This window comes from Actinomadura macra NBRC 14102, from assembly GCF_001552215.1.
In the GTDB taxonomy this organism is placed as follows: domain Bacteria; phylum Actinomycetota; class Actinomycetes; order Streptosporangiales; family Streptosporangiaceae; genus Spirillospora; species Spirillospora macra.
This window is the reverse complement of sequence record NZ_BCQT01000002.1, coordinates 104,726-128,550: the sequence shown is the minus strand read 5'-3', so window position 1 is coordinate 128,550 and position 23,825 is coordinate 104,726. Positions and strand designations below refer to the sequence as shown.

22 protein-coding genes are annotated in these 23,825 nt (G+C 69.2%); 8 read left to right on the top strand and 14 right to left on the bottom strand.

All coding sequences use genetic code 11. The features are described from left to right. Window positions 1-39 precede the first annotated feature (39 nt). The 3 genes from AMA02S_RS01775 to AMA02S_RS01765 are packed head-to-tail and all read right to left on the bottom strand — an operon-like array spanning window position 40 to window position 3,699. Window positions 40-1,278 (bottom strand): hypothetical protein, encoded by a 1,239-nt coding sequence (locus AMA02S_RS01775; RefSeq protein WP_067450467.1) that lies wholly within the window; start codon window positions 1,276-1,278, stop codon window positions 40-42. A 29-nt stretch (window positions 1,279-1,307) separates the two neighbouring features. Beyond that, window positions 1,308-2,339 (bottom strand): iron-containing redox enzyme family protein, encoded by a 1,032-nt coding sequence (locus AMA02S_RS01770; protein WP_067450464.1) that lies wholly within the window; start codon window positions 2,337-2,339, stop codon window positions 1,308-1,310. A 4-nt stretch (window positions 2,340-2,343) separates the two neighbouring features. Then, window positions 2,344-3,699 carry a hydroxymethylglutaryl-CoA lyase-like TIM-barrel protein gene (locus AMA02S_RS01765; protein WP_067450461.1) on the bottom strand — a complete coding sequence of 452 codons (1,356 nt, stop codon included), beginning with the start codon at window positions 3,697-3,699 and terminating at the stop codon, window positions 2,344-2,346. Between the two features lie 670 nt (window positions 3,700-4,369). Here AMA02S_RS01765 and AMA02S_RS01760 point away from each other — a divergent pair. Both AMA02S_RS01760 and AMA02S_RS01755 read left to right on the top strand, forming a co-directional pair. Next, complete coding sequence (locus tag AMA02S_RS01760) at window positions 4,370-5,221, top strand: LLM class flavin-dependent oxidoreductase (protein ID WP_067450459.1); 852 nt, start codon at window positions 4,370-4,372, stop codon at window positions 5,219-5,221. Between the two features lie 86 nt (window positions 5,222-5,307). Next, window positions 5,308-6,582 (top strand): aspartate kinase, encoded by a 1,275-nt coding sequence (locus tag AMA02S_RS01755; RefSeq protein WP_067450455.1) that lies wholly within the window; start codon window positions 5,308-5,310, stop codon window positions 6,580-6,582. 17 nt (window positions 6,583-6,599) lie between these two features. Here the strand turns inward: AMA02S_RS01755 and AMA02S_RS01750 are convergent, their stop codons facing one another. Then, complete coding sequence (locus AMA02S_RS01750; protein WP_067450452.1) at window positions 6,600-7,844, bottom strand: DUF2637 domain-containing protein; 1,245 nt, start codon at window positions 7,842-7,844, stop codon at window positions 6,600-6,602. 278 nt (window positions 7,845-8,122) lie between these two features. Here AMA02S_RS01750 and AMA02S_RS01745 point away from each other — a divergent pair, with 278 nt between their 5' ends. Both AMA02S_RS01745 and AMA02S_RS01740 read left to right on the top strand, forming a co-directional pair. Beyond that, window positions 8,123-9,223 carry an aspartate-semialdehyde dehydrogenase gene (locus AMA02S_RS01745; protein WP_067451477.1) on the top strand — a complete coding sequence of 367 codons (1,101 nt, stop codon included), beginning with the start codon at window positions 8,123-8,125 and terminating at the stop codon, window positions 9,221-9,223. A gap of 88 nt (window positions 9,224-9,311) precedes the next feature. Continuing rightward, window positions 9,312-9,980: a TetR/AcrR family transcriptional regulator gene (locus tag AMA02S_RS01740; RefSeq protein ID WP_067450449.1), complete on the top strand. Its 669-nt coding sequence runs from the start codon at window positions 9,312-9,314 to the stop codon at window positions 9,978-9,980. Between the two features lie 73 nt (window positions 9,981-10,053). Here the strand turns inward: AMA02S_RS01740 and AMA02S_RS01735 are convergent, their stop codons facing one another. From AMA02S_RS01735 to AMA02S_RS01720, 4 genes are all read right to left on the bottom strand, one after another. Further along, a complete protein-coding gene (locus AMA02S_RS01735; protein ID WP_157430320.1) occupies window positions 10,054-10,710 on the bottom strand; it encodes a hypothetical protein in 657 nt (218 codons plus the stop codon). A gap of 243 nt (window positions 10,711-10,953) precedes the next feature. Further along, a complete protein-coding gene (locus AMA02S_RS01730; RefSeq protein WP_067450447.1) occupies window positions 10,954-12,726 on the bottom strand; it encodes a S9 family peptidase in 1,773 nt (590 codons plus the stop codon). 38 nt (window positions 12,727-12,764) lie between these two features. Continuing rightward, window positions 12,765-13,727: a serine hydrolase gene (locus tag AMA02S_RS01725; RefSeq protein WP_067451471.1), complete on the bottom strand. Its 963-nt coding sequence runs from the start codon at window positions 13,725-13,727 to the stop codon at window positions 12,765-12,767. 69 nt (window positions 13,728-13,796) lie between these two features. Beyond that, entirely contained in the window at window positions 13,797-14,558 is a 762-nt protein-coding gene (locus AMA02S_RS01720; protein WP_245667308.1) for a MerR family transcriptional regulator, read from the bottom strand. A gap of 163 nt (window positions 14,559-14,721) precedes the next feature. Here AMA02S_RS01720 and AMA02S_RS01715 point away from each other — a divergent pair, with 163 nt between their 5' ends. Beyond that, a complete protein-coding gene (locus AMA02S_RS01715) occupies window positions 14,722-14,925 on the top strand; it encodes a hypothetical protein (protein WP_067450444.1) in 204 nt (67 codons plus the stop codon). Window positions 14,926-15,060: 135 nt separating this feature from the next. On the opposite strand, the gene AMA02S_RS41230 is transcribed toward AMA02S_RS01715, so the two are convergent. From AMA02S_RS41230 to AMA02S_RS01705, 3 genes are all read right to left on the bottom strand, one after another. Next, window positions 15,061-15,204, bottom strand: coding sequence for a hypothetical protein (locus tag AMA02S_RS41230; protein ID WP_157430319.1), 144 nt, complete (start codon window positions 15,202-15,204; stop codon window positions 15,061-15,063). 90 nt (window positions 15,205-15,294) lie between these two features. Then, window positions 15,295-15,558 (bottom strand): hypothetical protein, encoded by a 264-nt coding sequence (locus AMA02S_RS01710; protein WP_067450441.1) that lies wholly within the window; start codon window positions 15,556-15,558, stop codon window positions 15,295-15,297. 511 nt (window positions 15,559-16,069) lie between these two features. After that, complete coding sequence (locus AMA02S_RS01705; protein ID WP_067450439.1) at window positions 16,070-16,903, bottom strand: DUF5753 domain-containing protein; 834 nt, start codon at window positions 16,901-16,903, stop codon at window positions 16,070-16,072. 176 nt (window positions 16,904-17,079) lie between these two features. On the opposite strand from AMA02S_RS01705, the gene AMA02S_RS01700 reads away from it, so the two are divergent. Continuing rightward, entirely contained in the window at window positions 17,080-18,066 is a 987-nt protein-coding gene (locus tag AMA02S_RS01700) for a GlxA family transcriptional regulator (RefSeq protein ID WP_067450436.1), read from the top strand. A gap of 128 nt (window positions 18,067-18,194) precedes the next feature. On the opposite strand, the gene AMA02S_RS01695 is transcribed toward AMA02S_RS01700, so the two are convergent. Then, window positions 18,195-18,773, bottom strand: coding sequence for a GNAT family N-acetyltransferase (locus AMA02S_RS01695; RefSeq protein WP_067451464.1), 579 nt, complete (start codon window positions 18,771-18,773; stop codon window positions 18,195-18,197). Window positions 18,774-19,304: 531 nt separating this feature from the next. Continuing rightward, window positions 19,305-20,531 carry an alpha/beta hydrolase family protein gene (locus AMA02S_RS01690; protein WP_245667306.1) on the bottom strand — a complete coding sequence of 409 codons (1,227 nt, stop codon included), beginning with the start codon at window positions 20,529-20,531 and terminating at the stop codon, window positions 19,305-19,307. Window positions 20,532-20,733: 202 nt separating this feature from the next. Between AMA02S_RS01690 and AMA02S_RS01685 the strand changes: the two genes are divergently transcribed. Continuing rightward, complete coding sequence (locus tag AMA02S_RS01685) at window positions 20,734-21,477, top strand: AraC family transcriptional regulator (RefSeq protein WP_067450430.1); 744 nt, start codon at window positions 20,734-20,736, stop codon at window positions 21,475-21,477. On the opposite strand, the gene AMA02S_RS01680 is transcribed toward AMA02S_RS01685, so the two are convergent. After that, entirely contained in the window at window positions 21,462-22,886 is a 1,425-nt protein-coding gene (locus AMA02S_RS01680) for a pyridoxal phosphate-dependent decarboxylase family protein (protein ID WP_067450427.1), read from the bottom strand. The genes AMA02S_RS01685 and AMA02S_RS01680 overlap by 16 nt on opposite strands. A 396-nt stretch (window positions 22,887-23,282) precedes the next feature. Between AMA02S_RS01680 and AMA02S_RS01675 the strand changes: the two genes are divergently transcribed. Then, window positions 23,283-23,798 carry a CHAP domain-containing protein gene (locus AMA02S_RS01675; protein WP_067450423.1) on the top strand — a complete coding sequence of 172 codons (516 nt, stop codon included), beginning with the start codon at window positions 23,283-23,285 and terminating at the stop codon, window positions 23,796-23,798. Window positions 23,799-23,825: the final 27 nt, after the last annotated feature.

Below are 23,825 nucleotides of genomic sequence, written 5' to 3'. Positions count from 1 at the left end.
CCTTGTCGGTGCCGATCCTTTGTCAGTGCGAGTCCTTGGTCAGTACGAGTCCTTGGTCAGTGCGGGGAGCATGGGCCTGTCGATCCCCGTGCCCCGGGCCGTCAAGTGATCGAGGAGATGGCCGCCGCGACGCGCGTATTGGCTGGTCGGATTCACGCTGTTGTCGTCGTAGGGATAGGGGTCCATGCCCATGACGAACAGCGATGGGTGGACGCCGTTCACCGTGCACAGCCGCCCCCGACCGTCCAGCCGCACGGATCCTCTGGTGTGCAGGCACTCCACCGGACGGCCGCCCCGCGTGAGCCGCGGCAGGTTGCTTCCGTAGCCGGTCGCCTGGATCACCGTGTCGGCCGCTTCGAGGCGGCGCATGTGGTCGGCGGTGTTGCGGGAGACCACGATCCGGACGCCGGGCACCTGCCCGGCCGCCACGGCATGGAACAGTGCCTTGGCGGTGTTGCGAAGTCCTGAATAGCGGTGCACCGTGCCCGTCTCCGGGCAGACGTCACGGCCGAGTACCGGTGTTGCCTCCGCCGCCGTGTGCGGGGTTCGCGCGTACTCCCCCCAGCTCTCGTAGTAGACCTTGACCGGCGACCGCGAGACCAAGGTGATATCGCCGGCAGCCGGTGAGGCGCCCGGTCGGCCGACCATTCTGGCCAGCACCGAGAACGCACTGTGGGAGGCACCGACGATGCACACCGGCTTCGTGCTCTCGCCCAAGGCCACGCAGCGCTCGCGGGCGTCGGGCCGGAGTAGACGGCGTGACGACACGACCTTGTCGCCGAGGGCCGCGAGCTCGTTCCCCGGCCTTTCCCGGATGCCCGTGGCGAGGACGACCGTCTGGGCCTGCAATGTCCGTCCGGAAAGGGTTCGGACATGGACGGGGCCGGACTCGTCCGAGCCGTGGATCGGCAGTTCGATTTCCACGACCACATCCCGCTGGAAGACTCGCCCGGGGGGAAGCATCGCGCGAATCGACCGTCCAGCGCAGGCCAGGGCGTCGGCCAGCAATGCCAGCCGGAACCCCGTGTTCGTGGACCGCAGCCGCTCGATCGGCCCTTCCGTGAGCAGCCCCGCGAAAGGGCCGGCCGGGTCTATCCAGCCGAAGAAGTCCGAGCCGTTGGAGTTGGACTCGATGTCGTAGTCGCGGAAGGCGCCCACACCCAGTTCGCTCCCGGCATCGACGACGGCCAGGTCGAATCCGAACAGGGCCGGGGTCGCCGTCAGCAGGCCGAGTCCCCGCAGCCCGCAGCCGACCATCAGCAGATCGCACGACGGCACGGCCGCGGACCGCGGGGAATCGCCGGCCCTTACGCCATCGGACGGAATTCGTTCCACGCCCGCTCACAGACACCAAGGGCGCCGTCGAGGCGCCGGAGGACACCGATGGCCATGTCCGGCATGAGGTCGGGGCGGTCCTCGGCGATCGGGATGACCACGTTGTCCAGCCACCCCTGCGCGTGCTCGACATCGACGGTCACGTGTTCGCGGAGATAGTGCATCTCCTGGTCGGTCAGCCCGAGCCGCCGCCACCCGTCGATCTGCCGGTCGATCCGGCCGGGGACGACCAGTTCCGTGGCCATCAGCATGCCGACGGCCTGCGGCGCCAGCCGGCGGTCCGTGGAAGCCTGGAAGTACATGTTCGCCAGGCGCAGTTCTTCGAGCCAGAAGCGCTCGACGTCGACGAGATAGGCGTCGGCCGGGACACCGACGCGCTCCATCATCGACAGGCGGAGCCGGCGGTGGGTGGCCTCGACCGCGCCCCGTCCCATCTCGTCCCAGAAATTGCCCGCCAGCTCGATCTTCTCGCCGCCGTGCACGCCGGGAAGCAGGAGCGCGAGGAGGTCACCGAAATGGATGTCGAACGGCGTCTCCTGGTCGATGAACGTGCGCAGCTGGCCGAAGGTGGCGTCCTCCGCCAGGAAGGTGAACAACGGGTGATCGACGCCGGAGGCATGGTTCTTGCACGTCTCCTCGGCCCAGGCGATGAACGGCCTGGCCGAGGCGGGCACGTCGAGTCCGAGGTCGAGATCGGCCAGGTCTCTCGCAAGCCAGGCTTCGCCGGCCTTGCGATGGGCGGCCAGCAGGACCGGGTGCTCGTAGTCGCGCCAGTGCGGCGACCACGGGGGCAGGATCCGGTGCGCGCTGATCTCGTAGAGAAAGCGGTGGAGGTCGAGTTCCGCGGCCGCGTCATCGTGGCCGAACGCTCGGATGATGGCGTCGTCCACACGGTGTTCGAGCTCGCGGCAGGTGGAGAACGCCGGATCCGATCCGAAGGACCGGGCGAGTGCGAGCAGGGTGGTCGAGTCGACGGCGTCGGGCGCGACGGTCGTCTGGGACATGAACTTACTCCCGGTTCGATGTGGTGGATTGTCGGACCCAGTCGATGACCGCGTCCTCGGTGAAGAAGGCGTCGAACAGCGCTCCCCGGTAGGCATCGATCGCGGTGAGCAGATGTTCACGAGCACGGGCACTGCGTGCTTCCCACTCCGTGACCAGCTGGTCGTAGAGCCGTTCGGCGGTGGTGTCGGTGATCTCGATCCCGGAACCCGCGAGCTCGGCCTCGTGCTCGCGCAGGATGCGCGCCATGCCGTCCTGGCCGCTCCGCACGCCGAACATGCGGATCTCCCGGGAACCGACGTCCGCCGGGTCGAGGTCGTCGAAGATCCTGGGCGACCGGTTGAGCAGATCCGTGCGGATCCCGCTCTGCACGGCGTGCGTGACCAGTCCGGTGACGGGTGCGGCCGGGTTTTCGAGTAGACCGTAGGTGCGCTCGGCCAGCCGGCTCAGCCCGTACAGGTCCTCGGTGCGGAATCCGGGCAACTCCACATCGTGGAGCTGGCGGAGCGCCATGACGACCTCGGCCATGGCGGGATGTCCCGCCCTGTTCGCGAAGCCTCCGATGGACACGTCCACGCCTCGGAGCCCCGCGCCCAGACCGACGACGGCGTTGGCCGTGGCCATTCCGAAGTCGTCGTGGAAGTGCCCGAAGAAGCCGGTGTCGGGAAAGGCCGTCACCAAACGCCCCACGAAGGTCCGGGCCTGCTCCGGGGTGCACGTCCCCGCGGTGTCCACGAGCCGGACCTGCCGGATGCCCGCGTCCCTGACGACCTCCACGGCGTCCTGGACGTGGTCCGGGTCCGCCCGGAACGCGTCGAGCAGCCCCGCGATCAAGCCTCCGAGCCGGTCGACCGGACGGAGCTGCGCCAGCTGTTCCTGGTACCACGCCAGGTTGGCCACGCGGCGTTCCCGGTCGGTGACCGCCTCCCACGCGGCCTGATCGAAGGTTTCCCCGTCCTTCTCGCGGACGGTCGGATACAGATGTCTGATCTGCTCGTCGGAGACCGAGTGGATGGCGAGCAGCCAGACGCTGGACAGGTCACGCCCCAGCCCGTCGAGGGCGGCGAGGCTCTGCGTCAGTCTGAGCCCCAGGTGGGAGATGACCACGAATCGCACGGATTTCGGGATGGATCCGTGCCGCTGCTCCTCCAGGAGGGCGTCCAGCAGCGCGATGTTGTGCGGGACGTCCGGGAACATCCCGACCACGAGAGTCCTGATGCCGGCCGAGGCGATGGCTCCCGCCAGCGCGCACTTCGCCTCGATGGTCGCCGAGATCGGGGCCCGCTCGGCGCCCTCGCGCAGCGTCTCGTCGAACAGGTCGATCGAGGTGTCGAATCCACCCCGCCCGTCGCTCCTTGTCATGGGAACTCCAACTATGACGATTCTGTCGAACTCGACAAAGCGGGGGATGCCTGAATGCGCACGGCGTGACCGGGTGCTTCGGCAGATTGGATACTGGCACAAATCTCGTTGAACGGGCAAGCGTCAGATCAATCGACGAAAGTCACCGTTCATCGCTATTTAGTGCGTGCTGACCAGCACGTCTCGGATCTTCCCGCATCCCGGGCTGGCCGGATCCGGACGATGGCTCATCCGAATTTCGGCGCGTGGCGAACCAGTGATCAATTAGAAGAAGTCTTCGCAGGTGAGATGATGTGTAAAGATGTCGATCGCACCGGTGGTCCGCCAATATGATCTCGGCCGATCCGAAGGCTCAACATCGCCGCGGAGCGTCGGCGGAGGGGAATCAGAGATCAACAATGCTCCTATTATCGCAATATGGTGCGTTCCATCGGAAGGGGTCGCGGGACGACGGATAGGCGGTTTCCGAGACTTGCGGTCTCGCTGTTGCCGAGGAGAATCAGGCGCCGTCGAGGGCGATTTCGAGAATGCGTCACGGCGCGACTCCGGGCAGCGACCGCGGGGGCACCGGAGTGCGGAGTGTGACGGCGGGCCGGGTCTCGCGGCAGGCCGCCCCGGGCCCCGACGAAACCCGGTTGCCCGGCCGACCGGCGCGGCGCAGCATGGTGGGGTGCGCTATTCGATCAACATTCCGAACTTCGGCGACTTCGCCGACGCCAGGACGGTCGCGGTGGTCGCCGAAGCGGTGGAGCGGGCGGGCTGGGACGCGCTGTTCATCTGGGATCACGTCGTGCACGACAAGCACAAGCGCCAGACGTTCGGGGATCCCTGGATGCTCCTGACCGCCGCGGCGCTGGCGACGAGCCGGATCAAGCTCGGCACCCTGGTCACACCGGTCGCCCGGCGGCGCCCGCAGCAGCTCGCCCGGCAGGTCGCCACGCTGGACGCGCTCAGCGGCGGGCGCGTGATCTTCAGCGCGGGGCTGGGCGGGCCGGTCGCGGACGAGTACGGCGCCTTCGGGGAGACGACCGACAAGATCGTCCTCGCCGAGCGCCTGGACGAGGGGCTCGACCTCCTCGCCCGCTACTGGTCGGGCGAGCCGGTGACCCACCATGGCCGCCACTACCAGGTCGAGGACGTCGCGCTGCTGCCCGCCACCGTGCAGCGCCCGCGTCCGCCGGTCTGGGTGGCCGGGTTCTGGCCGAACAAGCGCCCGATGCGCCGGGCCGCCCGCTGGGACGGCGCGGTCCCGCTGTTCGGCGACGAGTCGCACGGGCATGCCCCGTCCACCGCAAAGGTCCGCGAGCTGGTCGGCTACGTGGACCGGCACCGCGAGCGCGAAGGCGGCTTCGAGATCGTGGTCGGCGGCGTCAGCGTCCCGTCCGAGGCCGCTGACCTGCTGGGTCCGCTGGCCGACGCCGGTGCCACCTGGTGGGACGAGCGGCAACCCATCGACGGCCCCGACCTCGACAAGCTCGCGCCGGTACTCCGCAGGGTCGATCAGGGCCCGCCCGTTCTGTGAAGAGTTACCTGCCCGTGATCCGGCGCGGGTGCCTCGGTAGACTCATCGGTTGGTACGCCTGACCCCGATCCGAGGAGCGCTCACCCGTGGCTCTTGTCGTGCAGAAGTACGGTGGCTCCTCCGTCGCCGACGCCGAGTGCGTCAAGCGGGTCGCCCAGCGCATCGTCGCAACGAAGAAGGCGGGCAACGACGTGGTCGTCGTGGTGTCCGCCATGGGCGACACGACGGATGACCTCATCGACATGGCCAAGCAGGTCAGCCCGCTGCCGCCGGGCCGCGAGCTGGACATGCTGCTCACCGCCGGTGAGCGGATCTCCATGGCCCTGCTGGCGATGGCCATCGCGAACCTGGGCCACGAGGCCCGCTCGTTCACCGGCTCCCAGGCCGGTGTCATCACCGACGGCTCGCACGGCAGAGCCAAGATCATCGACGTGACGCCCGGACGTATCCGGACGGCGCTGGACGAGGGCTCCATCTGCATCGTCGCCGGCTTCCAGGGCGTCTCCCAGGGCACCAAGGACATCACCACCCTCGGACGCGGCGGGTCCGACACCACCGCCGTGGCCCTCGCCGCCGCGCTGGACGGTGACGTCTGCGAGATCTACTCCGACGTCGACGGCGTGTTCACCGCCGACCCCCGGATCGTCCCCCAGGCCCGCAAGCTCCCGAAGATCTCCTACGAGGAGATGCTGGAGATGGCGGCGAGCGGTGCCAAGATCCTGCACCTGCGCTGCGTGGAGTACGCGCGGCGCTACAACATCCCGATCCACGTGCGGTCCTCGTTCAGCCAGAAGGAAGGCACGTGGGTCGTCGACAGCAGCGACATCGAAGGGCACGACATGGAGCAGGCGATCATCTCCGGGGTCGCGCACGACCGGAGCGAGGCCAAGATCACGGTGGTGGGCGTCCCCGACAAGGTGGGTGAGGCCGCCACGATCTTCACGGTGCTGTCCGAGGCCGAGATCAACATCGACATGATCGTGCAGAACGTGTCGGCGGCGTCCACCGGCCGCACCGACATCTCGTTCACGCTGCCGGCCAGCGACGGGCAGAGCGCGCTCACGGCGCTCAACAAGCTCAAGGAGCGGATCGGCTTCGAGTCGCTGCGCTATGACGACCGGATCGGCAAGGTGTCGCTGATCGGCGCGGGCATGCGCTCGCACCCGGGCGTCACCGCGACCTTCTTCGCCGCCATCGCCGACGCTGGGGTGAACATCGAGATGATCTCCACTTCGGAGATCCGGATCTCGGTGGTCGTCGCCCAGGACGACATCGACACCGCCGTCGCCGGCGCGCACCGCGCGTTCGACCTCGACGCCGACCAGGTCGAGGCCGTCGTCTACGGCGGTACCGGGCGGTAGTTCCCAGGCCGTCGGCGTCAGGGCGCCGGGCGGGTCAGCCGGTTCAGCAGGCGCTGGCCTTGGCGCGGGCTGAGCTGCAATCGCCGTCCCAGCTCGGCGCCGGTGATCCCGGGTTCGGCGGCCAGGATGATCTGTGCGCGCGCTTCCGTGCCCGCGGTCGTCGTGGTGGGGCCGTCTTGCTGCTGAGGTGCCGTGGGTGCACGACCGGGAGGCTGTGCCGGGCGTCCGACAGGAGGGCGCGGTGGCCGGGCGGCGAGGCGTGGTTCACGCCTCTCTACCGCTTGCGCCGCCTGTGCAGCGGGGCGTGTGCCGGCCTTCGCGTCGTTCTGCGGGCTGGGCCGGATGTCGGTTCGTGTGACGGCCGGCGGCGCCGCCTGGGCTTCGAGTGGCGTGGGACTGACTTCCAGGTGTTGACGGGGTGAGGGCTTGGGCATGGCCGCGGGCGTGGTCAGCTCGGTGACCCGGGCCAGCGCCTGGTCCAGCATGACGCCGTCGGACAGCATCCACACCACGTCCGCGGGAGCCTGGCGCTTCCACCCGCGCCCGTAGCGGTCGCGCAGCAGGGCCAGCGCGTGGCGGCGGCGCTGCTCGGCGACGAGGGCGCGCGGGTAGGACGTGATCTGCCACAGCACCATCCGCCGCCACAGGCGGAACGTCGAGAACGGGGCCAGCAGCCAGCGGGCGACCGGGATGCCCTCGCGGACGGTCCCGGCGGCGATCCCCGCGCGGCGCCGGATGGCGTGGCGGACGGCCTCGACGAACGTCACGAACAGCACCGGCATCGCGGCGTGCATCACGACACCGGCCGGGTCGCCGTGCGCCGCCGACACGTTCAGCCATACCGTCGCGCCGGTGAAGGCCATCGCCATCCACCGCAGCGCCGGCATCGGCATGGCCAGCCATTCCAGCAGCAGGGCCACCGAGACGAGGGCCAGGATGCCGAGGTCCACTCCGGCGGGGACGATCCACGCCTGGTCGCCGAACCAGGGCTCGGCAACGTCCCGGACCGAGGCGAAGGAGCCGTAGCCGCCGAGTCCGGCGAGGCCGGCGAAGAACAGGCCGCCCACGGCGGCGAGGATCCGCTGGGCCCAGGTCAACGGCCGCACCGGCGGCGACGCCGGCATCGGCAGCAGCGGGAGCGAGGGCGACGCGAGCGGCGGGTCCGCGAGCGCGAGCGCCGGTGGCATCGGCGATGGCGGCACCGGCAACGGCGGGGCCGGCGGGCCGGAGCCCACGGTCCTGTCCACGTCCACGGCGGTCATCGATGTCCCTTTCCGCGCACCCTGACGGGGTGATTGGCCGGTGATCTCCAAGGGACGGTAGCGCGGCGGCGCCCTTGATTTAGGGCAAAAAACCACGAATGGTGTAAAAGCGCCGGTCAGCGGAGGAGGATCGGCAGAGGCACCGGGACTGAGCCGCATGACGCAGACCGTCCGGCGGGGCGGTGTCACGGTTACCGCGTGGGAACCGGCCGCCCCCGGTGGGAGTTCAGCTTGTGGACGAGCGGACGCGACTCGACGACGAGAGGGTGGGTGCGACCATGGGCTCGACTGCCGGGCCGGCCACCGCCAAGACCAGGAACGACCGGGCGGGCAGGCCCACCCTTGCCGTCGTCGGCGCCACCGGCGCGGTCGGCACGGTGATCCTCGACCTGCTGTCCACCCGCAAGGACGTGTACGGGGAGATCCGGCTGGTCTCCTCGCCCGGTTCGGCCGGGCGGAGCCTGGCCGTGCGCGGCGAGCCCGTCGAGGTGGTCGCGCTCGCGCCGGAGGTCTTCGACGGGGTCGAGGTCGCGATGTTCGTCGTCCCGGACGCGGTGTCCGCGCGGTGGGCGCCGATCGCGGCCGCCCGCGGCGCCGTGGTGGTGGACGACTCGAACGCGTTCCGGATGGCCCCGGACGTGCCGCTCGTCGTCCCCGAGGTGAACCCGGAGCGGGTGCGCGACCGTCCGCACGGCATCGTCGCGAGCCCCGGCTGCACCACGCTGTCGATGATCGTCGCGCTGGGCGCGCTGCACCGCCGGTACGGGCTGCGGGGGCTGGTCGTCTCGTCCTACCAGGCCGCGTCCGGCGCCGGGCAGGACGGCATCGACACCCTGTACGCGCAGATGGAGAAGGTGGGCGGCGACCGTGCGCTCGGCAACCGCGCCGGTGACATCCGCGGCGTCGTCGGCGAGCTCGGACCGTTCCCGGCACCGCTCGCGATGAACGTGGTGCCGTGGGCGGGCTCCCCGCGGGAGGGCGGCTGGAGTTCGGAGGAACTCAAGATCCGCGACGAGGTGCGGAAGGTGCTCGGCGCCCCCGACCTGCGGGTGTCGGCGACGTGCGTGCGCGTTCCGGTGGTGAAGGCGCATTCCCTGTCGGTCCACGCGGTGTTCCGGGAGCGCGTCGACCAGCGGGAGGCGCAGGCGATCCTGGCCGGGTCGCCCGGCGTCGTGCTCTGTGACAACCCCGAGCTGCACGAGTTCCCGACACCCGCGGACGTCGTCGGCACCGACCCGACCTGGGCCGGCCGGGTCCGGCGCTCGCTGGACGACCCGAGGGCCCTCGACCTGTTCCTCTGCGGCGACAACCTGCGCAAGGGGGCGGCGCTCAACACCGCCCAGGTGGCCGAGCTCATCGCCGCGGAACGCACCCCTTGACGACCATCCCGGACACAGCGGTCACACCCGCCGGGGGTGCGGTTCCCGGCATGAGCAACCGGGCGCGCCGGGCTTTAGGCTGGCAGGCGTGACCGAGACGAAGGCCGTGAAGTCCGAGCAGACGCGCGCCCTGATCGTCGTGACCGCGCTGAAGCTGTTCCGTGAGCGCGGCTACGAGGCGACGACGATGCGGGCGATCGCCAAGGAGGCGGGCGTCTCGGTCGGCAACGCCTACTACTACTTCGGCTCCAAGGAGGAGCTGATCCAGGCGTACTACGACGAGCTCCAGGAGGATCACGCCGCCGCCTGCCGCGCCGTCCTCGCCGCCGAGAAGGACTTCGCGCCCCGCCTGCTGGGCGTGCTGAAGGCCCGCGTCGACACGATGGTGCCCTACCACGAGTTCGCCGGAAAGTTCTTCAAGTTCGCCGCCGAGCCGACCAGCCCGCTCAACCCGTTCAGCGCCGAGTCCGGCCCGTCCCGCAACTCCGCCGTCGAGATCTACCGCGAGGTCGTGGACGGCTCCAACCTCAAGATCGACAAGGAGTTCCGCAAGGAACTGCCGGAGCTGCTCTGGCTGTACTCGATGGGCATCGTCTTGTACTGGGTGCACGACAGCTCGCCGGGCTGCCGCAAGACGTACCTTCTCGTCGAGCGGACGGTCCCGCTGGTCAACCGCATGGTGTCGATGTCGCGCATCCCGGGCTTCAAGTCGGTGACGCGCGAGCTCGTCGGCATCATCCGCGACGTCCGCGCCTGACCCCCGCCCGCCGCCCTTCGACCGCTGCGCCGCCCTTCGACCGCTGCGCTGCCTCTTCAGCCGCGGCGGCCCGTCAGCGGTACAGGATGTCCCAGTGGTCGCTCTCGCGGGCGTAGACGGCGCCCGCGGGCGAGCGGTACAGCTTCGCGCCGTCGCTCCGCACCCCCGCCGACGGGTAGCGCGTGATCGCGCGGTCGACGCAGCGGCCCGTCGCGATGTCGAGCTTGTACCCGTTCCCGTGGCTGTACTGCCCTCCCGCGTGGCCGCGCTCGGTGCCCCCGGTGACGGTGATCTCGCAGCCGCTCTCCTCGGCGAAGTCCAGCAGGCCCTTGAGCGAACCCCAGCGGAGGCCCTCGAAGGACGTGCAGGTCGGGATCGTCCGCTCTGAGCATTGGCCGGTCGAGCGCCAGCCGATGCCGTTCCCGCGCAGCACGTAGCCCGCGAACTGCTGCTCCAGCCGTACGGACGCGGGCATGTCCTCGACGCCCGACCGCGGCGGGACCGTCCGGCCGTCCCGTCCGAGCGCCGGCGTGACCGGGCCGGTGCGGGGTGCGGCGGAGGCGGACGGGGTCGAGATGAAGAACATCGTGGCCGCCACGGCGAGGCCCAGCAGGAGGACGGGCAGGCGGACCGCGGGACGGCCTGCCTCGCCGTCGGCCGGTTTTCGGCGGGCGGCGTCCTGCCCGCGCCGGCGTCCGGACACGTCCACCGGTCGCGTTGCGATCGCCACGTCCTGCCGTGGCGTGTCGGCCCGTTCGGGCACAGGAGTGGTGCGAGGCGGCATCCGGTCCCCCCGGTTCGGCTCTCCGGCGCGGAGAGCGACGGTTCGAGCGCGCCGCCGCATCGGACGGTGGCGCCGGGGGGCGCCGGTCGCGTGGACCGGCTCCTGCTCGCTAGCGGCCGTTCGGAGGGATGCCCGTCCTCCGATCTTGTAAACCCGGGGACGGGCCGCCCCGCCCGCCCCCGTCCCAGGTCAGGACATGCCCAGATGCTTCCGGGCGAAATCGATCTCGGCCGCCATCTGGGTGATCCGCTCCTCGACCACCAGCGAGCCGTGCCCGGCGTCGTACCGGTACACCTCGTGCGGCAGGCCCAGCTCGGCGAGCCGCCCGAGGTAGTTGTCGATCTGCCGGATCGGGCATCGCGGGTCGTTCTCCCCGGCCAGCACCAGCACCGGCGCGCCGACCCGCTCCACATAGGTGATCGGGGACGACTCGCGGTACCGGTCGGGGACCTCGTCCGGCGAGCCGCCGAACAGGGAGCGGTCGAACGCCTGGAGGCCCTCCATCTCGTCCTCGTACGCGGCGACGTAGTCCGCGACGGGCACCGCGGCGACCGCGACGGTCCAGTCGCCCGGCTGCGTGCCGATGCCGAGCAGCGTGAGGAAACCGCCCCATGACCCACCGGTCAGGACGAGCCGCCCCGGATCCGCCAGCCCCGACGACACCGCCCAGTCGCGGACGGCCTTGACGTCCTCCAACTCGGTCAGCCCGACGCGGCCCTCGATGGCGTCGCGCCACGCCGAGCCGTACCCGGTCGAACCCCGGTAGTTGACGCGCACGACCGCGAAGCCGTGGTCCACCCACGCCGCGACGGCCGGGGCGAACGAGTCGTCGTCCTGCGCGGTCGGGCCGCCGTGGACGTCGAACACGGTCGGATGGGGGCCGACGCCCTCCGGCCTGCTGACCAGCGCGTGGATCCGGCCGCCCGGACCGTCCACCCACACGTCCTCGACCGGCACCGACGGCGGCGCCACCGGCCCGGGAGGCGTCATCACGATCTCCCCCGACGTCGACCGGATCACCGGCGGGTCGGCGGCCGACGACCAGGAGAACTCGACCGTGCCGTCCGGGCGGACCTCCGCGCCGGCGATCACCCCGCGCGGCGTCTGGATCGGGAGGAGGGCGCCGGTGCCGAGGTCGTAGCGGTACAGCTCGTCCCGCGCCTCGTGCGAGTGGGAGATCAGCAGTGCGGACCCGTCGGGGTACCAGCTCGCACCGACCTCGCCGGGCAGGTCCAGGATGATCTCCTGTTCCGTCCCCGCGACCGGGTCCCAGATCAGCAGTTCGTCCCGGCCGCGCCGTTCGTGTCCGACAAGCATCCGCGCGTCGCCGGCCACCGGCGCGAACCCCGATCCGTAGACGCCCTTGCCCGGCCCGTCCCACAGGTCCGCGACCAGCGTGCCGTCCGGGCGGACGATGCGCAGCGCCATGTGGCGGCTGTCGCCGTGCTCGCTGTGCCCGATCGCCACCAGCCCCTCGTCCCGGGACATCCCCGCGACGTGCGCGTCCTCGGCATGGTGGTAGAGCACCTCGGGCTCTGCGCCGGGCCGGCACAGGTGGACGGTGTTCCCGGCGTCCGTCGTCCGCCCGACGACGGCGAGGCCGCTCGCACCGAGCGCCAGCCCGGACGGGTAGGACGGCGCCAGACCCGGCACGGCGGGGAGGCTCTCGGTGCCGTCCGCGGCGCCGAACGCGACGCGGTTCCAGATGCCGAACTCGTCGCCGTCGGTGTCGGCGAACCACCACACCCACTCGCCGGACGGGTCGACGCCGCCCATCCACGTCCCGTTGGGCCGGTCGGTGACCTGCCTCCGCGCGCCGGATTCGCGATCCCAGGTGTAGATCTCCCACGTCCCGGTGACGTTGGACCGGTAGATGCTGTGGTGCGGGGCATCGCGTGCCCAGTGGGGCAGGCTCACCCGGGCGGCGCGGAACCGCGCCTTCCAGCGCTCTTGGTCGACCATGCCTCCAGTATCTCCGCTCCCAGGAGCCCTCTGCGGCCTCAGCGGTCGGCCGGGACGGAGCCGTCCGACGTCTCCCACGTGTTGTTCGGCGTGCTTTCCGGTGCTATCGACTGAATGCCCGGGTTGAGGGTGCGGTGGACGGTGCGGGCGACGCGCTCGATCGTCTGCACCCCGTAGGCCATGGACGGCGTGTCCCGCGTGAGTACCACGATCATGTAGTCCTCGCCGTGACCGTCGAACGCGCCGATGCTGTGGACGCGCCAGTCGCGCCCGTGGCGTGGCAGCCAGCCGTTCTTCACATGCCATGTGACGTTCGCCGGGTGGCCCGCCGGAGTGCCCCAGCGCTGGGACGCGATGACACTGTTCATCAGCTTCAGCGCGTACGCGCGGGCATGGTCGGGCAGTAGCGCGTTGGACGTGGTGTAGCGGCTGAGCAGCTCGATCTGATCCTGCGCGGTGATCTGCGTCAGCCCCCAGTACCCGGACGGCCCGAGCGTGGTGTGCGTCATCTCGGCCTGCTTCAGGAACCGGCTCATGCGGGTCCGCCCCACCGACCGCCACAGCGTGGACGCGGCGGCGTTGTCGGACCGCGTGATCATCTTGTTGGCCAGGGACTTCTCCGACGTGGTCATCGACCGTTTCCCGTCGGTCACCTTGCGCAGCAGCGCGCCCAGGATGGTCGCCTTGACGACGCTCGCCGAGTCGTAGTGGCTGCCGGCCGCCACCGCGCAGCGGATGCCGCGCTTGCGGTCGTACACGGCGACCGACTCGGTCCCGGTACGCCCGGCGAGCGCGGCCTGGATCTGCGTGCCGAGCTTCTTCGCGACGGCGGGGTTCTCGGCCGAACTGCACGGCGCGGCGGCGACCGGCGACGCCCGCACGCGGGCCGCGGGCAGCAGGGCGCCTGCGGCGAGAACGCCACCGGCGACGAGCGCACCCGCGGCAAGGGTGCTGACAACGGCGGGTGCGGCGAACAGGGGGTGGGAGCGGAATCCTGTCACGCACGCCACGCTAACGATCTCGGGACGGGAAGTCGCGGCCGTGACCGGCAACGGCCCGGCACGGGAACGTCAGGATGTGGCCAGCCGCCCGGGGAACTCGTCGATCACGGCGCGGACCTGCCGGTCCATGGCCCGCGCGAAACCGGCCTCGACCGTGACCTGGGCGCCCGGACGCAGCCGCGCCAGGATCTCGGTGAGCTCACCGAGATCCTGGTCGCCGATGCGGCCGACGACATGCGTCGCGATCAGCCGGACGAACATGGCGGCCAGATCGTCCATGCTGCGCTGGAGTTCCCGCCCGACCGTCAGCACGGCGTCCAGCGGGACCCCGGCGCGGACGAGCGTGGCGGTGGCGTCGAGCTGGCGGCGGCTCCAGTGGGTCACACGGTCGCCGTCCACCTCGATGAGGCCGAGGGCGGCGGCCCGGTTCAGCGCGCCGGCGTCGCCCTCGCCCGGGAACAGCGCCGCCAGCTCGTCCAGCGATATGGTCACCGGGACCTCATGGGACCACGGTGTCGTCACCGCCTTCTCGATGCCGAGCACCGCGCCGATGTCGCGTCCCTGATCCCACGCCGCCAGCAGCTCCCGGATGCCCTCCAGGGTGTGGCCGCGCTCCAGCAGGTTGCCGATCATGCGGAGGCGCGCCAGGTGGTCGTCGGAGTACAGGCCGACGCGGCCCGACCGGCGCGGCGGCGGCAGCAGCTTTCGTTCCTGGTAGTAGCGCAGCGTCCGCGCCGGAACGCCGGCGGCCTTCGCGAGTTCGCCGATGCGGTACTCGCGGATCCCGTCGTCCGGGGTGCCGTCCTGCTTCTCCGCCACCACGTCGCTCACGGCGCCAGCATAGTTCGCGGCCGGGCGCGTCCGCCTGGGCGCGAGGCGGCGCCCAGCCGCACGTAACCTCCGGGGAACGGCGCCGCGATTGTGCACGTCAGACCTGCGTTAACCGCGGCCGGGCTCGTGGACCCCCGCCCAGCCACCAGAAAGAGGAAGATCGATGCCGAAGACCCGTTTCACCCTGCTCGCCGCGGCCGTCCTGGTCGCCGGGCTCGGCCTCACCGGCTGCTCGGAGAAGCGTTGGTGCGAGCATGACGCGACCGACACGAAGGTCAGCGACCGTTTCTGTAAGGACAACACGCCCGGGTACGAGTGGGAGTCGGGCAGCAGCCACAAGAAGACCAGGAAGCCGAAGAAGCACTGATCCGGTGGCGTGCGGCAAGGCGTCGCGGCGACCGGGCGGCACAGCGTTGACTGAGGCCGTTTGTGGCCAAATGAGGCCGTTCCGGTGGGGTGTTGGTGGATACGGCTGTCGATGATCAGATGGCGCGTCGCCCGGCTAGGTGACGCGCCGCGAGTTCATGGCCTTGCGTGGTCGACGCCGGCGCTGCTCGTCCGATGCCTGCGCCGCCTCGGCGGCGATCAGGTCGCTGAGCGAGCGGGGGACGATGTCCTCGCGCCGGTCGGTGAACGGTGAACGCATCGGATCTCCCTTTCCCGTGGAGTCGCTGGGGCGTGCTCTTGGCTCTTGGACGGGCTCTCGGGTGGACGGGTCGCGGCCCCGGCCCGGGTCTCAGGCCGCCGCCGCGTACGCCTTGGACACGGTGCTGAGGGCCCACCGCATCCGGGTGGCGTAGGACTCGGGGTGGTCGCCGGCCTCCTGCGCCACGACGGCGGCGCAGATGGAGCGATCCCCGTCGCAGGCGCAGAGCCACGCGTCGATGGCGGTCCGGACCTGCTCGGCGGACGGGTGGTCCGACTGCTGCAGGCCCGAGCTGAAGAGGATCTGGGCCAGGTCGGAGTTGCTCATCGAGGTGAGGCTCAGCGTGTTCGACATCGTGCGCCTTCTTCCTGCGGAGGGGTCCTCATTTCCCCTTGTTGCTACATACGACTCTGACGGTAGGCGGGATTCATCGCCATCAGGGAAAACCCCCATCCCTGGTGGAATCTTCCCCCTAGGGGACCCGTAGGGTTAACCCCACCCCGGCCGCCGCCCCTACGTGGAGTTCACCAGAACGGAATACTCTATTCTAGAGCGTTCTACCCCACTGACCTGCGGATTCAGAACTTCGCGGCGGCCTTGCGCGCGAGGATGGCGCGGCGTCCACAGAGGGCCGCCGGATCGTCACAGCGGGATACGGATGCCATGTATTCGAGATTAGTCCCAACCTGCAAATCGACGCGCGAGAGCGTCCGGCAACCCCGCGCCACGGGAGGCGCGCCGCCATGGCGAGTCGGCGGGCGCACCGTCCCGTGGGCGGCGGTAGGACGACCGATGGGGTCGGCGGCCCGACCCCACGAACCCGGCAGCTGACACGGATCCGGCGCCCTCTCCGCCCGCGGCCGAATCAGAGCCTTCGTAACAGGTTCGCGAGCAGGGTCCGGCTGGCGTCCGGTGGCAACGCCTCGCCTTCGAGGCGGCGCCAGGTCCGCGCGAACGCTTCCATGTCGGCGGGTTTGTCCAGGTAGAGCGCGGTGGTGAGCAACTCGATGTAGACGACGTCCGGGATGGTGCGTTGGTGGAAGCGCAGCACCGTGAACGCGCGTCCAGCCGAGGTGATGGACGTCCGGCCGGCGGGGACGATCTTCAGCTCGACCGAGGCGGACTCGCTCACCCGCAGCAGATGCTCCAACTGACCCTGGATCAGGCCCTTTCCGCCCACAAAACGCAGCAGCGCCGCCTCGTCCACGACGGCCGTGAGCGTCCGGCGCGGAGAGCGCGCGAACAGCCGCTGGCGCATGAGCCGGACGGCGACCCTGCCGTCGATCTCGGCCCGTGCCGCCCCACCCCGGATCTGGTCGCGGATCGCGAGGCTCGCGCGCGCGTACTCCTCGGTCTGCAAAAGGTCGGGAACCTGGCAGGGATCGTAGGTGCGGATGGAACTGGCAGCCTCCTCCAAGTCCAGATAAGGATGGGCCCAGGACGGGATCAGGTCGCTGTAGCGATGCCACCACCCCCGTGCGTTGGCCTCCCTGGCGAGCCGCAGCAGCGCATTGCGCTCCGCGTCGTCCGTCACCCCGTACAGGATGAGCAGGTCCGCCACGTCCCGTTCCTTGATCGCCGTACGGCCGAGCTCCATCCGACTGATCTTGGAGTGGCTGCCGCGGATGGCGTATCCCGCGTCCTCGCGGGACACTCCCTTGCGCTCGCGGAGTCGGCGCAGCCTCGCACCCAGCAGCATGCGCCTGACCGTCGGCCCCCGGACGTGGGCGGCCGGCCCCCCGTCTCTCAACGCCCCCTCCTCCCTGTGGTGGCACGTGCAGATGCACGTGCATCGGAACAAGCTTCGCATGTTCCGCCGGATTCGGAGCGACATTTCGGTATGGCCAGATCACGCGAGCATGCAAGAATTCGGCCATGCACCGCGTCGTGGTCCTGGCTCTCGAAGGCGTGTACCCGTTCGAGCTGAGCATCCCGATCCGGATCTTCGGATCCGCCGCCTCCGCGACCGGTGAACCGCTCTATGAGGTCCTCACCTGCGGACTCGATGGCAAGCCCGTCCGGACCAAGGCCGACTTCTCCATCTCCGTCGACCACGGCGCCGAGGCGATCGAGACCGCCGACACCCTGATCATCCCGCCGTTCGGCCGCGGCCCCGAAGACGAGATCGACTGGTTTCCGCCACCCCTCGCCGACACCTTCGCGCGCCTGCGCCCGGGGACCCGCATCGTCTCGATCTGCACGGCGTCCTATGCCCTGGCCGCCGCCGGGCTGCTGGACGGCCGCCCGGCGACCACCCACTGGAACCAGGCCGCTGCCTTTCAGCGGATGTATCCCCAGGTCAAGGTCGATCCGGACGTCCTTTTCGTGGACGACGGCGACGTCCTCACCTCCGCCGGCGTCGCCGCAGGAATCGACCTGTGCATGCACATCGTCCGCCGCGACCACGGCAGCGAGGCCGCCAACCGGGTCGCGCGCCAGTGCATCGTCCCCCCGTGGCGCGAGGGCGGGCAGGCGCAGTTCATCGAGCGTCCCATCCCGGAGCCGTCCGCCGCCACCACGTCCGCGACCCGGGAATGGGCGCTCGCGCGGCTGCACCGTCCCCCCACACTGACCGAGCTCGCCGATCACGCCCGGATGAGCGTCCGGACGTTCTCCCGACGATTCCGTGACGAAGTGGGCATGACGCCCGGCCAGTGGCTCACCCAGCAGCGCATCGAACTCGCGCGACGCCTGCTGGAGACCACCGACCTGCCGGTGGACCGCATAGCGGAGGAGGCGGGCTTCGGCACGTCCGCCTCCCTCCGACAGCACCTGGTCGCCACGATCGGTGTGCCGCCGTCCACGTACCGCCACACGTTCCGCGCCGTCCTGACCCCTCCGCTCGAACAGCCCACGAGGTAGGGCCGCCGCCGGCGATGTCTTGAGTCCGAGGCGTACTCATCGTCGGCGGACGCTAACCTCCACAAAGATCGCGCCACGGATGACGGCCGGGCGTCGCCGATCTCACCAAGCTCTGCCAGGACCTCCGGCTACTCCGACGACGAGCACGACCGGGGCGGCTGGGCGGCCAATATATCGCTCGTAATGGCCCACCGCTCGTGATCCATCCACTTGCCGTCGATACAGATGAAGCCGCGCGAGAAGCCTTCCCTGTGAAACTTGAGTCTTCTGACCAAGTTCAGCGAAGCAGTGTTGCCGGGCTGAATATCAGCCTCAATGCGATGCAGTCCTAGATTCTTGAACCCGTAGTCGAGCAATAAACTGACGCCCTCGGTCATGTAACCCAGCCCGACGGTCGACGCGAACGCCCCGTACCCGATGATCCCACGCTGATAAGGATGCCGGACGATCTCGTTGACATTGACGAAACCGACAATGGCGCCGCTGCGCGGAAGGCAGATGACAAAGCCTTCTGCCAGAGTCTGATCAAACCGGCTGAGATACGTGCGGAACTCTTCAGGCGTGCGGGGAACGACGATCCAGGGCCGATGAAGAGCCCTGCTCGCTTCGACGAGCCCGACGAACTCCTCCTGATCAGAGGCAGCCACCCGGCGAAGCGCGACTCTGCCCCCCTGGCGTAGGAATGTGGCCCTCGTCTCCGCTCTCACGGTCACGAAGGTACACCTACATTTCTTTGATCGCCCGGCGACGTGCTTTCACCGCGCGATCCAGGCGGCCAAGCTGCCGGTAACCACTGACCGGTCCCGGCCAATCCCACCGGCGGCCGTCCTCACGGGGTATGGGCGTCCACCCACAGCGATCAAGACCTGACCCACCGGCATCGGCCAGTCACGCGAAGGCACCTTCCCCTCACCCATCCGAAAAACACACAAGCCCGTCCTGAGTGAAATAGGTGGCAGCGCACCACATCACCGCGCCTCACTCCCAACCCCATTAATCTTCGATCTTTGGGGTCAAGGTTGAGCACAAATGAACATTTCCGGAGAATTCTGCCGTGAGCACACCGGTCCGGTTCTTCGCCGCCTGACCTTTGTGTTCATGAGATCAACGGCCTGGGGGCGTCAGGCCCGGTTTTCATCCTCGCCAGTCAGGAGAGGACGACCGGCGTGCATCACTTCACGCGGCTACGGCGCACGACCTTCATGTTCTGCACCGGCACAGGCGCTGCGCTGGCCGGGTCAGGGCACGAACTCGATCTCCGGGAATCGCGGTGACGGCCCGGACAGCAGGTGGTGGTCACGACCCCGTAGGTGGAGGTCGAAGAAGGCGCCGACATAGGCCCGCTGCGCGGTGACGGCCCGGCCGGCGTCGATCGTCCCGATGGACTCGGTCAGCTTGGCGACCACCGCCGGCGGGACCGGAAGGGCCTTGACCAGCTGCTGCGCGAGGGGAGACAGATCTGTATAAGCCTGGTGTCCGGAGTCGCGCAGGAGCAGTTCGCGACGCCAGCCGCGCAGATGCGACCAGAGATCCTCCCAGGATGGATCGTTGTCGCGCCCGTGCCCGGCGCTCGCCATCAGCATGAACGGACGGTCGAGGCCGGTGACGGCGACATCGCCGCTGATACTGCCGTCCAGATCGATACCGGCGCGGATCCGGGCATCCTGGGCCATGGTCTCCGCGGCCGTGTCTCCGCCGAGCGAATGGCCGAACATGCCCGTCCTCGACAGGTCGAGGGAGCCCGGCAGGCCACGGGGCAGCCGGCGATGACCCGCGCCGGCGTCCAACCTCGCGAGTTCGTTGAGCACGAACCTGGTGTCGTCCTGGCGTACCCGCAGCGCCGCGACAATGTCCTTCTCGGTCGGCTTGGCCGGACGTCGGCCTGTCTCAAGCCGGCCACCGGGGAACTCCACGATCTCGGCCTCGTAGGTGTGGTCGATCGTGACGACCACATATCCGCGGCTCGCCAGATCTTCGACCAGCGCGGTGCCCAGTGCGCGCATCGCGCCGTAGCCGGGCGAGAACAGCACGACGGGGTGGCGCCCGCTGAAGGGGGCGTCCCGGTAGGCATGGGTCACCGGAAAATCGACGTCGTCCAGGGGCGTCTGGAGACTGCGGCTGGTCTGCTGCCTGTACAGGGCCAATGCCGCGGGGGTGAGCCAGGCGGCACGCGGACGCCCGGCGGCGTCCCGCGTTGGGTACCACAGACTGATCATGAGCTCGCGCGGTGACCCCGTCGAACTCCACGGGTCCTGACGCGAACGGTCGACCAGATGCAGCGACGTCGTCCCGACGTGGTGCCCACCGGTAGGTCTCGGCAAGGTGAGCTGAATCCGCCCTCCACGCTGCCTTGGCTTCACCCCCGCGGCATAGCGGTCTGCCGCCGCAGTACCGGTGGTGGCGAGCAACAGCGCCGCTGTTCCCCCCGCCGCCAGCACCGACCGACGCGTCGGACCAGGCGTCATCGCACCCATGCTGCCCCCTCATCGAAACCTGAAGATCGTTTTCCGATACTGGCGAAAGGAGGGCGGCGGCAACAGACCTCGAGCCCCATCTCAGGGTTCAATCAGGGACCTCCCTGACTCACTCTGCGGGCTCCCTCGACCTCGCAACGACATGAGAGGATCCGCTACGGGCGAGGTCATCCGGGACGGGGACGGAGGGGCAATGCTCACCTGGGAACGGAACACCATCCGCTCGGATCACCGCTTCCCACGTCACGCGCACAAGAACTGGTCCATCGCGGTCGTGTGCGGCGGCGTCGGCTACATCGACACCGGCGGGACGGTTCACGAGGCACCTCCCGGCATGATCACCGTCCTGCACCCCGGCGAATCGCACCGCAGTTGGGCGCATCCCCGAAAAGGTCTGGACTACGTCGTCATCACCACCGACGAGAAGACGGCCGCCACGCTCTACGGCCGCCGAGCGACGCCGTCCTTCCCCGACCGCGTGATCGACGATCCGATGTGCGCCGGGGCGCTGCTCACCGCGTGCGAGGCGAACGGTCGGCACCCAGGCGACGTGGCGACGGACGTCGCGTCCGCCCTCACCCTGCTCTTCGGTTCACATGCAGAAGACGCGGGTGCGGCGACGAGTCACTCACCCGAGGTGCGCCTTCTGCGCGACTACCTGGACGACCACTACGCCGTCCCGGTGTCGCTGGGGGACATGGCCTCGCTCACCAACGTCAGCCAGGCGACCCTGATCCGGCGCTTCCATGCAGATCTGGGCATGGCACCGCACGAATACCTGGTGTCCCGCCGGATTGACGCGGCCCGCGCGCTCGTCCGATCCGGCCGGCCCCTACCCGAGATCGCCCAGCTGACCGGCTTCGCCGACCAGAGCCATCTACATCGGCATTTCACTCGGATTATCGGAGTGACGCCAGGAAGCTACCGCAGACCCTGAGTAGCGACCGCCTCATCCGCGAGCCGCTCCAGCAAGGCGATCGTCTCCTCGATGTCGCCGACCGTGGTCTCCGGATGGGTGATGCACAGGCGCAGCACCGGCCGTTCGTCGATCTCCGTGGTCAGGACCAGGGCGAAGCCGTCCTCCAACGTGCCGGCAGCGATCCTCCGCGTCACCGAGTCGACGGCTTCGGGCCTGGCATCGGGTACGCGGGGACGGAACGTGAGGATGGCGAGCTGGGCCGGAGTGACGACCTCCCAGCGATCACCCTTGAGAAGCAGATCCTGGGCGTGCTCGGCGAGCGCCATCCCCCGCTCCACGGCTTTCCGGAACTCGTCGAGCCCGAAGGTCTTGAGCGACATCCACAGCTTGAGTGCCCGGAAACCGCGGGTGAGCTGAGGCCCCAGGTCGTAATAGTTCAACGGCCCGGACCCGTGCCGCGTCTCCCGCAAGTATTCAGCGTTCATGCTGAACGCGTCGATAAGGGTCGTCTCATCACGGACGAGAACACAGCCCACCTCATATGGCTGGTACCACCACTTGTGCGGGTCAAGGGCAATGGAGTCCGCACGTCCAAGCCCTTTGAGAAGGTCCCCACCACGGTCGGACAGGACCGCAGCCGCTCCATACGCGCCATCCACATGAAGCCACAAGCCATGGTCAGCGCACAGATCGGCGAGTTCATCGAGCGGATCGACGGCGCCGGTGTTCGTGGTCCCGGCCGTCGCCACGACGCACAAGGGTTGATACCCTCCCCGCCGGTCGCACGCGATCTGTTCCTTCAGCGAGACCAGATCCATTCGATGTGACTCGTCCGTTCCGACGACCCTGAGCTGGTCCGGGCCGAAACCGAGGAAACGCAACCCCTTGCGGATCGAACTGTGGGTCTGGGACGTCACATAGATCAGACCGCCATCATCCGCGGACTCGCTGCGCGCGGCATGCACCGCCACCAGATTGGCCATCGTCCCGCCACTGACGAACAGCCCCCCACCGGTATCGGGAAGCCCGCACAGGGTGCGCAGCCAGTCGATGACGATCCGCTCCATGATGGCCGGCCCCGACCCGACCAGCCACTGCCCGGCGAACACATTCAGCCCCGATGCGATGAAGTCCGCGACGGCGCCCACATATGTACTCGGACCAGGTATGTACGCGAGAAAACGCGGATGGTCGGTGTGCACGATGAATTCACGAACCCGCCCGACGGCCTCCGCCAGGACCTCGATCGGATCACTGGGCCCGTCCGGGAGCCCCACATCGAGCAGCCCCTCGATCCTCTCCCGAACAGGCGGACTACCCACCGGCCGCTCCCGAAGGGTGGCCAGATGCTCGACCACCTCGTCCACCGCGCGATAACCCAGCCGTCGCATCTCCTCGGCAGAGAGCCGCAACGGAGTGTCCACCATCTCCTCCTCCAGGTCGGGTAGACCGCAATGCTCCCGAGCCCCAGACCGAGAAGTCTTGAACAATCCACTCAACACCCCGCCGAGCCGGCCACGTCCACCGCCGCAGCCGTACAGGCAGACAGAGACCTACCGGCCACGGCGCGCACCTAGACGAGCAGCGCCCGCCGGCCAAGCACTGGCCCCGACTACCACGACCCGTTCGCCATGGACGCAGCCCTACCGACTGCTGGCACGGCCAGGCGTCTCACCGGGGCGAAGCTATTGGGTGGTGGCCCGATCGACAGTCCTCCATACCGACGAACGTCACAGAGTGTAGTTGTGATGTAACTTAGTGAATCGACCGTCGATGTCGTGGTTCAGATTCCCACGCATTCACGACCTTGATCAGGGGGGAACATGAGAAAGACCGCACTGCTGACATCCATCGTCGCGCTGTGGGCAATACCGGTCGTTCCCAGTGCCACGGCTCACGCCATCGAGCCCACCGCGGCGGCGCCGGCGACCGCCACGGAAGTGAGCCTGGCTGCCGGTGACGACTACCCTTACCGCAACGGCGACTGGAACAAAGCGGACCGATGGAACTTCTTCCAGCGGGAATGCACGTCCTTCGCTGCCTGGCGGCTGAACCAGCGCGGTGTGCGCTTCCACAACCACTACAAAGGGGTCCACTGGGGTAACGCCAGCAACTGGGACAACGCCGCGAGGAGCGCGAGAATCAAGGTCGACAAGCGCCCGACGGTCGGCTCGATCGCCCAGTGGAACCGCGGCCGGTTCGGTCACGTCGCCTACGTCGCCCGTGTCCGCGCGGGCAAAGTGCTGGTGGAGGAGTACAACCGGCGAGGCACCCACATATACACCCGGCGGGAAATCGGAGTCCGTGAGGTGGAGAACTTCATCCACATAGCCCGCTGACCCGCAGTCCGCAGTTTTCCCGAAATG

What these genes read in the sequence shown, in the direction of transcription:
- AMA02S_RS01770 (WP_067450464.1), bottom strand. Translation starts at nt 2,339, where the DNA reads ATGTCCCAGACGACCGTCGCGCCCGACGCCGTCGACTCGACCACCCTG.
- AMA02S_RS01765 (WP_067450461.1), bottom strand. Translation starts at nt 3,699, where the DNA reads ATGACAAGGAGCGACGGGCGGGGTGGATTCGACACCTCGATCGACCTG.
- AMA02S_RS01750 (WP_067450452.1), bottom strand. Translation starts at nt 7,844, where the DNA reads ATGACCGCCGTGGACGTGGACAGGACCGTGGGCTCCGGCCCGCCGGCC.
- AMA02S_RS01745 (WP_067451477.1), top strand. Translation starts at nt 8,123, where the DNA reads ATGGGCTCGACTGCCGGGCCGGCCACCGCCAAGACCAGGAACGACCGG.
- AMA02S_RS01730 (WP_067450447.1), bottom strand. Translation starts at nt 12,726, where the DNA reads ATGGTCGACCAAGAGCGCTGGAAGGCGCGGTTCCGCGCCGCCCGGGTG.
- AMA02S_RS01715 (WP_067450444.1), top strand. Translation starts at nt 14,722, where the DNA reads ATGCCGAAGACCCGTTTCACCCTGCTCGCCGCGGCCGTCCTGGTCGCC.
- AMA02S_RS41230 (WP_157430319.1), bottom strand. Translation starts at nt 15,204, where the DNA reads ATGCGTTCACCGTTCACCGACCGGCGCGAGGACATCGTCCCCCGCTCG.
- AMA02S_RS01710 (WP_067450441.1), bottom strand. Translation starts at nt 15,558, where the DNA reads ATGTCGAACACGCTGAGCCTCACCTCGATGAGCAACTCCGACCTGGCC.
- AMA02S_RS01705 (WP_067450439.1), bottom strand. Translation starts at nt 16,903, where the DNA reads ATGCTGCTGGGTGCGAGGCTGCGCCGACTCCGCGAGCGCAAGGGAGTG.
- AMA02S_RS01700 (WP_067450436.1), top strand. Translation starts at nt 17,080, where the DNA reads ATGCACCGCGTCGTGGTCCTGGCTCTCGAAGGCGTGTACCCGTTCGAG.
- AMA02S_RS01690 (WP_245667306.1), bottom strand. Translation starts at nt 20,531, where the DNA reads ATGACGCCTGGTCCGACGCGTCGGTCGGTGCTGGCGGCGGGGGGAACA.
- AMA02S_RS01685 (WP_067450430.1), top strand. Translation starts at nt 20,734, where the DNA reads ATGCTCACCTGGGAACGGAACACCATCCGCTCGGATCACCGCTTCCCA.
- AMA02S_RS01680 (WP_067450427.1), bottom strand. Translation starts at nt 22,886, where the DNA reads ATGGTGGACACTCCGTTGCGGCTCTCTGCCGAGGAGATGCGACGGCTG.
- AMA02S_RS01675 (WP_067450423.1), top strand. Translation starts at nt 23,283, where the DNA reads ATGAGAAAGACCGCACTGCTGACATCCATCGTCGCGCTGTGGGCAATA.